This window comes from Streptomyces sp. NPDC003691, from assembly GCF_053981115.1.
In genome coordinates this window covers 1-13792 of record NZ_JBSFNQ010000136.1, presented here as the reverse complement: position 1 = coordinate 13792, position 13792 = coordinate 1, and the positions used below count along the sequence as shown (strand labels likewise).

Sequence of the window (13792 nt, the reverse complement as noted above, 5' to 3'; positions counted from 1 at the left end):
CCGGACCCCGTGTCCGGCGGCGGCTTCCGTCCGCGGCGGGCCGGGCGGATTTCCGGAGAACCCCGCCCGGCCCGCGACACCCTTCCGGGCGCGGTCTACGTGTTCCGCATGGGCCGCAGTACGGGCCTGGCGTCCGGCGGGGAGCCGGCCGCGCGCTCCGCGAGCCAGGCGGCCAGCGCGGCCGGGGTGGGCCGGTCGAACAGCTCCTGGATGGGCAGTTCCTCGCCCAGGACCACCCGGACCCGGCTGACCAGCCTGGTCGCCAGCAGGGAGTGGCCGCCCAGGACGAAGAAGTCGTCGTGCACCCCGACCTCGGGCAGCCGGAGGATCTCGGCGAACGCCGCGCACAGGGCGTGCTCCCGTTCGTTCGCGGGCTCGGGTCCGCCGCCGGTCCCGGTGGCGCGTTCGGGCGCGGGCAGCGCGGCGGCGTCGAGCTTTCCGCTCGGGGTCAGCGGCAGGGCGTCGAGGACGACGACCGCCGCGGGCACCAGATACGGCGGCAGTTGCTCCTCCGCGTACCGTCTCAGGGTGGTGGCGAGCGCGCCGCCGGTGCCGTCGTGCCGCCCTTCGGCGGGGACGGCGTACGCGACCAGGCCCGGGTCGCCGGTCCCGTCGTCCCGGACGGCCACCGCGGCCTGGGCGACTGCGGGATGGGCGGCGATCAGGGCCCGCAGTTCGCCGGGCTCGACCCGGAAGCCGCGGATCTTCACCTGGTCGTCGGCCCGGCCCAGATACTCCAGGGCGCCGCCCGCGGCCCGGCGGGCCAGGTCCCCGGTCCGGTACATCCGGGCCCCGTCGAGGAACGGGCAGGCCACGAAGCGCTCGGCGGTGAGGCCCGGTCGTCCCGCGTAGCCGCGGGCCAGCTGGGCACCGGCGATGTACAGCTCGCCGGGGGCGCCGTCGGGCACCGGGCGCAGCGCGCCGTCGAGGACGTACGCCGCCGTATTGGCCACCGGGGTGCCGATGGGCACCGTACCGCCGGCGAGGGCGGCCCGGTCCAGTCGTCCGGTGACGACGCCGACGGTAGTCTCCGTGGGGCCGTAGTGGTTGAACACGGGCCGGTCCCCCGCCGCGGTGACGAGGTCCGCCGTCCAGCCGGGGTCGGCCGCCTCGCCGCCGAGGACCAGGGAGCCGCGCGGCAGCAGCCAGCTCGGGTCGCCCGCCGCGGAGAGCGCCTTGAGGTGGGAGGGGACCATCTTCACGCAGTCGATGCGGTGCGCGGCCAGATGTCCGGCGACGGCGAGCGGGTCGGCGACCGACGCCTGGTCCAGGATATGGAGTTCGCCGCCGGTGGTCAGGGCCGTGAAGAGGACGGTGTTCCCGAGGTCGGTGGTCGGCGGCTGGAGCAGGGCGTAGCGGGCGCCGGGGGCGCCGTACTCCAGCCGGGGCGGTACATGGACCGTGTAGTTCGCCAGGGCGCCGTGGGTGACGGTGACGCCCTTGGGCCGTCCGGTCGACCCCGAGGTGTAGACGAGGTACGCCGGGTGGCGGGGGTCCGGGCGGATTCCGGGCGGGGATGCGGGCAGCGCGTCAAGGGCGGCGGTCACGGCCGGGTCGTCGAGGGCGAGGGCGGGGACGTGTCCCGTGGGCATGTCGTCGAGGACGGCCTCGGTGCCGATGAGGGCGGTCGCCCGGCTGTCGGCGAGCATGTGCCCGAGCCGGGCCGTGGGACGTGCCGGGTCCAGGGGGAGATAGGCGGCTCCGGCCTGCCAGACGCCGAGGACGGCGGTGACCAGGTCGATGCCGCGCGGCAGGCAGAGCGCGACCACGCACTCGGGGCCGACGCCGAGGCCGTGCAGATGGCGGGCGAGGCGGGCGGCGCGGGCGGCGAGTTCGCCGTAGGTGACGGTGGTGCCGCCGTGGCTGACGGCGGTGGCTCCGGGGGTGCGGGCGGCCTGGGCGGTGAAGAGTTCGGGGACGGTGGACTCCGGCGCGGGGGCGTCGGGTCCGTGCGCGGACCGGACGAGCCGGTCGTGTTCGGCCGGGCCGAGGACGCCGATCGCGGTGAACGGGGTGTCCGGGGCGGTGTCGAGGGCGTCGGCCAGCCCGTCGAGGCAGGTGCCGAGGAGGGCGAGGACCTGGGCGGGGTCCGCTCCCGCGGTGGTGTCGGCGGTGATGTCGAACCCGTCGCCGGTGTCGCGGACGATGAGGGTCACCGGGTAGTTGGTGCGCTCCTCGGCATGGCGCACCGTGATGCCGTCGAGCCCGAGGCCGGACTCGGTGATCATGCGGCCGTGCTGGAAGTTGAGGATGGTGGTGAAGAGGGGGGCGCCGCCGGGGACTCCGCTGGCCTGCTGGGCCAGGGCGAGGGGCGCGTGTTCGTGTTCCAGGAGTCCGGCGAGCTGCCCGCGGAGCCCGGTGAGGGCCGTGGTGACGTCCTCGGTGCCGACGCGGACCCGCATGGGGAGGGTGTTGAGGAAGAGGCCGGGTACCCGGTCGGCGCCGGGACCGGCGTTCATCCGGCCGGTCAGGACGGTGCCGAAGACGACGTCGTCGCGGCCGGACGCGGCGGCGAGCACCCGGGCCCAGGCCAGATGGAAGAGGGTGGCAGGGCTGGTGCCCAGCTTCCGGGTGGTGTCGCGCAGCCGCCGGGCCCGCGGGCCGTCGACGGTGAGCGCGGCCCGGGCGGGCGGGCCGCCGGTACCGGGCGCGCCGGACGGGCCGAAGGCCGGGGTGGCTTCGGTGATATCGCCGAGGAGGCCGGCGAAGTGGGCCTCGTGGTCGGCGGCGGAGGTGCCGAACCGGGCCTGGGCGACCAGGTTGCGGAACGGCAGGGGGGCCGGGAGCAGATCGCCGCGGCCGGCCAGGAAGGCGCGGATCTCGGCGAGGAGGAGCCACAGGGTGGTCCGGTCGCCGACGATGTGGTGGACGCGGAGGAGCGCGAGCCGCCGGCCGCCGCGGGCGGCCTCCCCGCCGGACGCCCCGTCACCGGCTTCTCCGCCTCCGGGCTCCCCGTCAGGGGCTTCCCGGTCTCCGGGCGCCCCGTCACGGGCTTCTCCGCCCCCGTCCTCACCGCCCCGGTCGTCCTCGTCGAGCACATGGAGGCCGAGCAGCGGCGCCCGGTCCAGCGCGAAGGGCGTGGCGCCGACCGCGAGGAGTTGTTCCACCGGGTCGCGGCCGGGTTCGGCGGCGATCCGTTCGACGGGGATCCGGACCGTGCGCCAGACGACCTGGACGGGTTCCCGCGGCCCTTCGGCGACGATCGCGGTGCGGTAGATGTCGTGCCGGTCGACGACCTGCCGGAGGGCGCCCAGGAAGGCGTCCAGCCGGTCCGGCCCGTCGAACTCCAGGACGACGGAGCGCAGATAGACGTCGGGGTCGTCGTCGGAGCGCGCCAGATGGTGGAAGAGCATGCCCTCCTGGAGCGGGGCCGGCGGGTAGATGTCGGCGATGTTCGCCGCTCCACCGTCGACGCGTTCGACGATGGCGGCGATATCGTCCTCGTCGAGGTCGGCGAGGGGCAGCATGTCCGGGGTGAGGGCGGTGGCACCGTCCGGGATCCGGTTCTCCGGCACCTCGACGGGCGGTGGTCCGGCGACGGCGGCGAGTCCGGCCGCGGTGGGGGTGAGGAACAGGGCCCGTACGGAGACGGAGAGTCCGCGGGTCCGGAGGTCTTCGACCAGGCCCACGGCGACCAGGGAGTTGCCGCCGAGGGCGAAGAAGTCCTCCTCGGGTCCGACGGTGTCCAGGCCGAGGACGCGGGCGAACGCCTCGCAGAGGATCTCCTCCTGGACGGTCCGGGGCCCGCGGCCCGCTTCGCCGCCCGTCGCCCGTTCGGGGGCGGGCAGGGCGGCGCGGTCCAGTTTTCCGCTCGGGGTCAGCGGCAGGGCGTCCAGCACGGTGAACGCCGCGGGCATCATGTGCTCGGGCAGCCCGCGCGCCGCGTGGGCGCGGACCCGGTCGGCCAGGCCGTCCTCGTCGGAGCGCTCGCCGGGGACGAGATAGGCGACGAGGCGGAGTTGCCCGGGCAGGTCCTCCCGGGCGGTGACGGCCGCGGCGCCGACCTCGGGATGGCCGGTGAGCGCCGCGGCGATCTCGCCGGGCTCCACCCGGAAGCCGCGGATCTTGACCTGGTCGTCGACGCGGCCCGCGAACAGGAGCCGTCCGTCGGCGCCCCACCGGGCGCGGTCCCCGGTGCGGTACATCCGCTCGCCGGCCGGTCCGAAGGGGCAGGCGGTGAACCGTTCGGCGGTCGGCCCGGGCCTGCGGACGTAGCCCCGGGCGAGTCCGGGGCCCGCGAGGTACAGCTCGCCGGGTACACCGGGGGGCACCGGGCGCAGCCGCCCGTCGAGGACATAGGCGCGGTTGCCGCCGAGGGGCGTGCCGATGGGGACGCGGCCGTTGTCGGCGTCGTGGGCGGTCAGCCGGGTGGTGGTGGCGCCGATGGTGGCCTCGGTGGGGCCGTAGTGGTTGTACACGGCACGGTCCCCGGCCGCCGTGAGGAGTCCGCGGACCCAGTCGGGCGGGGCCGCTTCGCCGCCGAGGACCAGTGAGGTGCCGGGCAGCACACCGCCGGGGCCGGACAGTGCGGACAGTGCCGCCAGATGGGACGGGACGGCCTTGAGGTGGTCGATCCGGTGTTCGGCGAGATAGCCGGAGACCCGGGCCGGGTCGAGTACGGCGTCGGGGTCGAGGACATGCAGTTCCCCGCCGGTGGCGAGGGAGCAGAACAGGATGGTGTTGCCGAGGTCGGTGACGGGCGGCTGGAGGAGGGCGTACCGGGCGCCCTCGCCGCCGAAGCCGAGCCGTTCGGGGGCGGCGGCGACGTAGTGGGCGAGGGCGTCGTGGGTGACCGCGACGCCCTTGGGCGTTCCGGTGGAGCCGGAGGTGTAGACGACGTACGCCAGCCGGCCGGGGGCGGCCGCGGGCGGCACCACGGGCCCGGGGGGTGTGGTGCCGGGCGTCAGGACCTGTGCGGCCGGGACGATCCGTACCTTGCCCGCCGGGAGGTCGCCGATGGCTTCCTCGGGGGCGATGAGGACGACGGCCCGGCTGTCGGTGAGGAGGAACGCGTTCCGTTCGACGGGCTGTCCGGCGTCGACGGGGAGATAGGCGGCGCCCGCCTGCCAGACGCCGAGGACGGCGGCGACGAGGTCGGGGCCGGGCGGCAGGCAGAGGCCGACGACGGATTCGGGTCCGATGCCGGAGCCGGTCAGCCAGCGGGCCACGTCCGCGGCCCGGGAGGACAGTTCCCCGTAGCTGACGGACGTACCGCGGTGGTGTACGGCGACGGCGTCCGGGGTCCGTTCGGCGCGGGCCAGGATCAGCTCGGGCACGGTGGGGTGCGGGGCGGGCGGGAGGCCGTCGCTCCAGGTGCCGACGGTCAGGGCGCGTTCGGCTTCGGAGCGGAGGTCGAGGTCGCCGGGCCGCAGCCGCGGGTCGGCGGTGACGGCCCGCAGGACCCGGATCCAGCGTTCGGCGAGGAGTCCGGCGAATCCGGCGTCGAAGAGGTCGGCGGAGGCGGTGACGGAGCCGGTGAGCCCCGCGGGCTCGGCTGCTTCGCCGAAGGTCTCGTTGACCATGACGTCGAGGTCGAACTTCACCCCGGGGCGGGCGCCCGGTACGGGTGTCACCTCGATTCCGGGCAGGTCCAGTCCGACGTCGGTGGTGTTCTGCATGGTGAGGACGGTCTGGAAGAGGGGGTTGCGGGCCACCGAGCGGGCCGGTGCCAGCTCCTCCACCAGCTTCTCGAAAGGCACGTCCTGGTGGGCGAAGGCGCCGAGGACGGCGTCCCGGACCCGGGCGAGGACCTCGGTGAACGCGGGGTCGCCGGTCAGATCGGTCCGTACGACCACGGTGTTGACGAAGCAGCCGACGAGGTCGTCGAGGGCCTCGTCGGTGCGTCCGGCGATCGCCGAGCCGATGGGGATGTCGGTGCCCGCGCCCAGCTCCGACAGCAGGACGGCGAGCGCGGCCTGGAGGACCATGAAGACGGTCACGCCCTCGGTCCTGGCCAGCCGGGTGATCGCGGCGTGGAGGTCGGCGGGCACGTCGAGGGGCGCGTCGTGGCCGCGGTGCCCGGCGACGGCGGGGCGGGGCCGGTCGAAGGGGAGGGCGAGTTCCTCCGGCAGTCCGGCGAGGGCCGTCCGCCAGTAGGCGGTCTGGGCGGACATCAGTCCGTCCGGGTCGTCGGTGTCGCCGAGGAGTTCACGCTGCCAGAGGGTGTAGTCGGCGTACTGGACCGGCAGGGGTGCCCAGGCCGGGGCGCTGCCGTCGAGGCGCGCCGTGTAGGCCTCGGACAGGTCGCGGGTGAGCGGGCCCATCGACCAGCCGTCGCCGGTGATGTGGTGGACCACGATCACCAGGACGTGCTCCTCCGGGCCGAGGGCGAACAGCCGGGATCTGACGGGCGGTTCGGCGGCGAGGTCGAAGGCGTATCCGGCGGCGCGGGCTACGGCGGCGTCGAGTTCCCCGGGCGCGACCTCCTCCAGGACGGGTTCGGCGCTCATCCCGGCGAGGTCCGCGACCCGCTGGTGGGGGCGGCCGCCGATGAGGGGGAAATGGGTGCGCAGTGCTTCGTGGCGGCCGAGGACGTCGCGGTACGCGGCGGCGAGCGCGGCCCGGTCCAGCGGTCCGGCGAGCCGGAGCACGACGGGGGCGTTGTAGGTGGTGCCGCGGCCTTCGAGCTGTTCGAGGAAGAGCAGCCGCCGCTGGGCGAAGGACGGCGGTACGGGGCCGGTCCGCTCCCGGGGGGCGAGTACCGGCCGGTCCGGGGCCGGGCCGCCCGCCCCGGGGGCGAGCCGCGCGGCCAGTGCGGCGGCGGTGGGGGCGGCGAAGAGGTCCCGCATCTCCACCTCGGTGTCCAGGGCGGCGCGGACGCGGGAGACGACCCGGGTGGCGAGCAGCGAGTGGCCGCCGAGTTCGAAGAAGCTCTCGTCGGGTCCGACGGCCCCGGTGCCGAGGACATCGGCGAAGATCCCGCAGAGGATCTCCTCCCGAGGGGTCGCCGGGCGGCCGGTGACCGTGTCCCGTTCGGGCGCGGGCAGGGCGTCCCGGTCGACCTTTCCGCTGCGGGTCAGCGGGAGGGCGGGGAGGGCGACGATCGCGGCGGGCACCAGCTGGGCGGGCAGTCGTGCCGTCAGGAAGGCGCGCAGCCGCTCGGGGAGCGCGCCGTCGGCCCGGTCCGCCCCGGCGGGGTCGCCCGCGGTGGTGGCGTAGGCCACGAGCTGCCGTTCGCCGGAGCCGGTGTCGCGGGCGACGACGACGGCCCGGTTGACGTCGGGGTGGGCGGCGAGCACCGCTTCGACCTCGGCGGGTTCGATCCGGAAGCCGCGGATCTTGAGCTGGTCGTCGGTGCGGCCGATGAACAGCAGGCCGTCGCCGGGGCTCCGGCGGACCCGGTCGCCGGTCCGGTAGAGCCGGCCGCCGGTACCGGACGGGTCGGCGACGAACCGTTCCGCGGTCAGGGCGGGGTTTCCGCCGTAGCCGCGAGCCAGGCCCGCTCCGGCGACATAGAGTTCGCCGGTGGCGCCGGGGGGCACGGGCTCCAGGAAGTCGTCGAGGACATGGACCCGGGTGCCGTTGACGGGGGTGCCGATACCGGGGGCGGCGCCCGGGCGGAGGGCGTCGGAGAGGGTGGCGCAGACGGTGGTCTCGGTGGGGCCGTACGCGTTGACCAGGTCCCGGCCGGGTGCCCACCGGTCGACCTGGTCGGGGGTGAGGGCCTCGCCCGCGGAGACCAGGGTGCGTACCGGTGCCAGGTCGAGGGGGTCGAGGGCGGCGAGTACGGCGGGCGGCAGGGTGGCGTGGGTCACCCCGTGGCGGGCGACGACGCCCGCGAGTCCGGCGCCCGGCAGGAGTTCACCGGCCGGGGCGAGGACCAGCGCGGCGCCGGTGCCCAGGGCCATCAGGACTTCCCAGGTCGCGGCGTCGAATCCGACGGAGGCGAACTGGAGGATCCGGCTGCCGGGCCCGGCGCCGAGCCGTTCGGCCTGGGTGGCGACCAGGGCCGCCACTCCGGCGTGGGTGAGGGAGACGCCCTTGGGGCGGCCGGTGGATCCGGAGGTGTAGATGACGTACGCCAGTCCGCCGGGTTCCGGCGCGGGCGCGGGACGTCCGGCGGGCCGGGTGTCGATCGCGGCCCGTACCCCGGGGTCGTCGAGGGCGACGGGAAGCACCCCGCCGACGGGCAGTTCGTCGAGGACGTCGGTGGTGGCCAGGAGGGCCGCGGCGCGGCTGTCGGAGAGCATGTACGCCACCCGGTCCAGCGGCTGGCCCGGGTCGATCGGCAGATAGGCGGCGCCCGCCTTGGCGACGGCGAGCAGGGCGGTGACGAGTGCGGTGCCGCGGTGCATGACGACCGCGACGACGGATTCGCGGCCGATGCCGAGCGCGGTCAGATGGTGGGCCAGCCGGTTGGCCCGGGTGTCGAGTTCGGCGTAGCTGAGCCGTTCGCCGTCGGTGATCAGGGCGGGGGCGTCCGGGTCGAGGTCGGCGCGGGCGTGGAACAGCTCGGGGGCCGTCAGCGGCGGGACCGCGGGGCCGGGGGCGGCCGGTCCGGGGACGGGAGCTTCGGGGGCGGCGGCTTCGGGGGCCGGGGGCTCTGGGGCCGGGGGCTCTGGGGCCGGGGGCTCTGGGGCCGGGGCTTCGGGGCGGAGCCGGAATCCGCCGACCGGGTCGCCGGGCGCCGCGCCGGCCATCCAGTCCAGGACCCGCAGGAAGTCGCGGACGGTGGCGTCGGCCGTCCCGGGCTCGCAGTGGTCGGCGTTGACGTCGGCGTCGATGACGATCCGGGAGTCGGCCGACCGGTCGTAGACGTTGAGCTGCCGGTCCAGGGTCGGCCCGTGGGTGAGGTTGTGCACGGTGGCGGCCGCCGGACCGAAGCGGGGCGGATAGCCGTAGCCGAGGAAGTTGACGTTGAGGTCGAAGAGGGCGGGGGCGCCCGCGGGCGCCAGTTCGCGCGCCAGGTCCTCGTGGCGGTACCGCTGGTGCCGCAGTCCGCCGCCGACGGCGCGCGCGGTGCGCCGGACGGCTTCGGCGAGCGGGGTGCCGGGGTCGAGCCGCACCCGGACGGGCATGACGTTGGAGGTCATTCCGGCGATGCGCTGTTCCCGGCGGCCGGTGCGGCCGAGGACGGGCACGCCGAGGACGATGTCCCGGGATCCGGTGGTGCGGTGCCGGTAGACGGCGGCCGCCGCGACCATCAGCCCGGGGAGTCCGCAGCCCAGCCTCCGGGCGGCCGCCCGGAGGCGCTCGGACGTGTCGGCCGGGAGGGCGGCGCTGCCGCGGGCGGGCGGTCCGGCGGTCCGGCCCGCCTCTCCGGTGTGCTCCCGGCTCCCGGCGAGGGTGTCCAGCCAGTGGGCGCGGTCCCGTTCACGGTCCGGCGAGGCACGGTAGGCGTCCTCGGCGGCGGCGAGCAGGGCGGAGGGCCCCGGGGCGGCCGCGGTGTACTCGCCGCCCGCGAGAAGGGCGGTATAGGCGTCGGCGGCCCGGGCCGCGACCAGGGCGCCGCCGTGGCCGTCCAGGATCAGATGGTGGGCGCGGTGGTACCAGTACAGGGTGCCGTCGCCGATGACGATCACGGCGAGGGCGGCGAGAGGGCCGGTCAGGGGGTCGACGGGGCGGCGCAGTTCGGCGCGCATCCAGGCGTCGGCGGCGGCCCGCGGATCCGGTTCGGCGCCGACGTCGACCAGTTGGACGGGCATCTCGGCCGAGGGGTCGGCGTACTGCCGCGGCTCTCCGTCGGCCACGGTGAACCGGAGGCGGTAGGCGTCGACGCCCGCCACGGCGGCGCGCAGCGCGCGGACGAGGAGCGCGGGGTCGGCGCCGCCGTCGATCTCCAGATACTCGGCGACGTTGAGGACGGTGCCTTCGGGCGCAACCTCCTGGGCGTACCAGATACCGCGCTGGGCTGCCGTCAGCGGCGTGTGCGCGGGACCGGCCGCCCCGGTGCCGGTGCCGCTGTCTTCGGTGCCGGTGCCGGAAGTGTTTCCGTTCGCCGTCGTCATCGCGGATCGCCCCCCGTCGCGGCCGGGAGCCGGTGTCCGCCGTCGGAACCGTCGCATGGCATCGGCACGGGCCGTCCTCTCGGGTGGGTGAAGAGTGTTCGGAACCGCTCGGGAGCCGTTCGGGAGGGGCCGGTCCGCGTTCCGCGGGTCCGCGGCCTGCCGCCGGGTGGCGGCCGCCGGACGCTGCCGGGGTACGGGCGGGGAGCGCCGGGGGCCACCGGCCGGACCCCGGGGAACCGTGGTGCGACGGGGCCCGGTCCGGTGGGTTTCGCCCCCTTCGAACGGCCATCTTCGCCAGGCCCCCCAGGGGCGTCAACCGATCGCCGGGCGGGCGGGGCGGGGCTGTTCAACCGCGGCGGCGACGCGTTTGAACAGGGCTGCCCCGCCCGCCCGGCGAACCCTTTCTCCCCCCCCGGAAGCTGCCGTACTGTCGGCGGCCAGCGGACTCGACGGGGGTGGATTCTGGTGATGAACGGAGCCGCCGGAGGGGCCGGGGAACCGGTGCCGCCGGACCGTCCCGGGCTGCCGGAGGAGATCGCCGAGCTGACCGATCCCGGCCACCGGGAGGACCCCTACCCGTATCTCGACAAGATCCGGGAGCGCTCCCCGTACCGGCCCTTCGACGGGCTGGTGGTGGTGGGGCGGCACGCGCAGGTGTCGGCGGCGCTGCGGGATCCGGCGATGAGCGCGGCACGTGACCGGGCCGCGCTCTCACCCACCCCGCGCGGGCCGCGGACCCGGAACTTCCTCCATCTCGACCCGCCCGAGCACACCCGCTACCGGCGACTGGTCGCGGGCGCGTTCGCCCGCCGGCGGGTGACCGGGCTGGAGCCGCGGATCCGCGACATCACGACGGAGCTGCTGGCGGGCGCCGCCGGGCCCGGCGGTTTCGAGGTCGTCGACGGGCTGGCCTATCCGCTGCCGCTGCGCGTCATCTGCGAACTGCTGGGCGTGCCGTTCGAGGACCGCGAACTGCTCCAGGACTGGTCGTCGAAGCTGTCCGAGGCGCTGGACCCGCCGATCGGGCCGGCCGCGGGCGGGATGACGACGGAGGCGGCCCGGGCCCGGGCCGCGTTCGTGGCGTACTTCAGAAAGCTGATCGAGCGGCGGCGGCGGGCGCCCCGGGACGATCTCGTCTCGCATCTCCTCCAGGTCGAGGAGGACGGGCAGCGGCTGGACGACCCCGACATCCTGGCGACCTGCGTACTGCTCCTCAACGCCGGTCACGAAACCACCGTGAACCTGATCGCGAACGCCGTGCTGGCGCTGCTGCGGCACCCCGCCCAGCTCGACCTGCTGCGGGCCGATCCGGCGCTGGCGCCCGCCGTCGTCGAGGAGGTGCTGCGGTACGACGCGCCGGTGCAGATGACCACCCGGGTGGCGGCCCGCGCCACCGTCATCGGCGGTACGGAGGTACGGCCGGGGGACATGGTCCTGCTGCTGCTGGGGGCCGCCAACCGCGATCCGGACGTCTTTCCCGACCCCGGCCGGTTCGATATCCGCCGCACTCCGGCGCCCGCCCATCTGTCGTTCTCCGCCGGCCCCCATTTCTGTCTGGGGGCGGGGCTGGCCCGGCTGGAGGTCGCCGTCGCCCTGGAACTCTTCGCGACCCGCCTGGACCGGCCCCGGCTGCGCCCGGACGGTGTCGTCTACAAGCGCAATCTGAATCTGCGGGGCCCGGACCGGCTGCTGCTCGACGTCGGCGCCGTCCGGTCCGCCCCGTCCGCCGCCGAGGGACCACCACAGGGACCACATCATGGCTGACACGCCTCATGACCTGACCGACGCGCCGGATCTGGTGACGCTCTTCCGCGAGCAGGTGGCGGCCCGGCCGGACGCCGAGGCCCTCACCTTCGTCACCGATCCGGCGGACCCGCTGGGCTCGGCGGTCCGCTGGTCGTACGCCCGGCTCGACCGGGAGGCCCGGGCGCGCGCCGTCTGGCTGCGCGAGCGGCTCCCCCGCGGTGCGCGGGTCCTGCTGCTGCACCCCAACGGGCTGGAGTTCGCGGCGGCGCTGCTGGGCTGTCTGTACGCCGGGATGATCGCGGTCCCGGCCCCGCTCCCCGGCGCCCACCAGCACCATCGCAGAAGGCTGGCGGCGATCGCCCACGACTCGGGTGCCGGTGCCGTCCTGACCACGTCCGCCGATCTGGCGGAGGTACGGGAGTGGCTGGCCGATACGGTGAGCGCGCCGCTCCCCACCGGGGCCGGTGACGGGCCGGACGGCCCGGCGGACCCGGACTCCTGGCGTCCGGTCGCCCTGGACCGGTCGACGACGGCCGTGCTCCAGTACACCTCCGGTTCGACGGGCGACCCCAAGGGCGTGGTCCTCCAACACGACCAGATCCTCTTCAACGCCGCCGTCGGCACGGCCGCCCTCCGTTTCGGGGGACGGGCGGGCGGCTGGCTGCCGCTCTACCACGACATGGGTCTGTTCACCCAGGTGGTCTGGCCGCTGCTGCTCGGCGAGAGCAGCGTTCTGATGACGCCGACGGCGTTCGTCAGAAGGCCGGTGCAGTGGCTGAGGATGATCGACGCGTACGGGATCAACTGCTCGTTCGCCCCCAACTTCGCCCTGGAGCTGTGTGCCCGGAAGGTCCGCGACGAGGACGCGGCGGCGCTCGACCTGTCCCGCTGGAACCTGGCGGGCTGCGGTTCGGAGCCGATCGACCCCAGGGTGCTGACCGCGTTCGCCGACAAGTTCGCGGTGTCCGGGCTCCGCCGGGAGTCCGTGATCCCGTGCTACGGCATGGCGGAGACCGCGGTGTACGTCTCCGTGCACGTCGACGGGGGCGCGGTGACCCGCCGGGTGGACGCCGACGCACTGGCCCGGGGCGAGCTCGCGCCGCCCGCCGACGGGGGCGCGGTCCGTGAGCTGGTGGGCTGCGGACTGCCCGACGAATCCTTCGAGATGCTCGTGGTCGATCCGGAGACCGCGGAGGAAGTTCCCGAAGGCAGCCTGGGCGAGATCTGGCTGCGGGGCCGGAGCGTCTCCCCCGGCTACTGGCTGCGGACCGACAACGCCGCCGTCTTCGACGCCGTCACCGCGGCCGGCCAGGGCGGCTATCTGCGCACCGGCGATCTGGGGGTACTGGCCGACGGCCAGCTCTATGTGCACGGCCGGCTCAAGGACCTGATCATCGTGCACGGCCGGAACGTCTACCCCCAGGACATCGAGTACGAGCTGCGCGCCCAGCATCCCGAACTGGGCCGGACGGGCGTGGTGTTCTCCGGCGGCGGCGGGCTTCCCGGCCGGCCGGGAGAGCCGTCCGTCGTGGTCACCCATGAGGTGGCCGGGGTACCGGCCGACCGGCTGCCCGCGCTCGCGGCCGAGATCCGGCGGACCGTGGGGCGCGAGTTCGGGGTCCGGGTCGGCACCGTCGCCCTGGTGAAACCGGGCACGGTGCTGCGGACCACGAGCGGGAAGGTGCGCCGGTCGGCGATGCGGGAGCTGTTCCACCAGGGCCGCCTGGCCGCCCTCCACCAAGACGTGCGCTAGCTCTGGTCCCGGGGCGGCGAACCGGCCCGGGACCCGCGCCCGCCCCTGCCCCGAAGGAGTCCCATGCACAACACAACGACGGACGGCGTCCGGACCGAGCTGCAGGAGTGGCTCCGCGGCTATCTGGCCGAGGAGCTGGACGTTCCGGCGGGTTCGGTCGACCCCGAGGAGCCGATGTCCTCGTACGGCCTGGACTCCGTCCGCGCCATCACCCTGCTGGCCGAGGCGGAGGACCTCACCGGCTGCGAACTCGACCCCAACGCGCCCTGGGAGTACCCGACCGTGACGGCCTTCGCCGGATATCTCGCCGAGCAGCTGGCCGCCGCGGGCCGCGGGCCGCGCGCCT

General features: G+C 75.4%; 4 protein-coding genes. 3 read left to right on the top strand and 1 reads right to left on the bottom strand.

Annotation, left to right across the window (positions count from 1 at the left end; all coding sequences use genetic code 11):
- Positions 1 to 95: 95 nt before the first annotated feature.
- On the bottom strand, positions 96 to 9947 hold the full coding sequence (locus tag ACWDR0_RS32755) for an amino acid adenylation domain-containing protein (protein ID WP_456355466.1): 9852 nt from the start codon (positions 9945 to 9947) through the stop codon (positions 96 to 98).
- A gap of 468 nt (positions 9948 to 10415) precedes the next feature.
- Here ACWDR0_RS32755 and ACWDR0_RS32750 point away from each other — a divergent pair, with 468 nt between their 5' ends.
- From ACWDR0_RS32750 to ACWDR0_RS32740, 3 genes are all read left to right on the top strand, one after another.
- Entirely contained in the window at positions 10416 to 11711 is a 1296-nt protein-coding gene (locus ACWDR0_RS32750; protein WP_456355465.1) for a cytochrome P450, read from the top strand.
- Positions 11704 to 13446 (top strand): fatty acyl-AMP ligase, encoded by a 1743-nt coding sequence (locus ACWDR0_RS32745; protein ID WP_456355464.1) that lies wholly within the window; start codon positions 11704 to 11706, stop codon positions 13444 to 13446. The genes ACWDR0_RS32750 and ACWDR0_RS32745 overlap by 8 nt, the downstream gene beginning before the upstream one ends.
- Positions 13447 to 13509: 63 nt before the next feature.
- A partial coding sequence (locus tag ACWDR0_RS32740) for an acyl carrier protein (RefSeq protein WP_456355463.1) occupies positions 13510 to 13792 on the top strand: 283 nt, incomplete at its 3' end.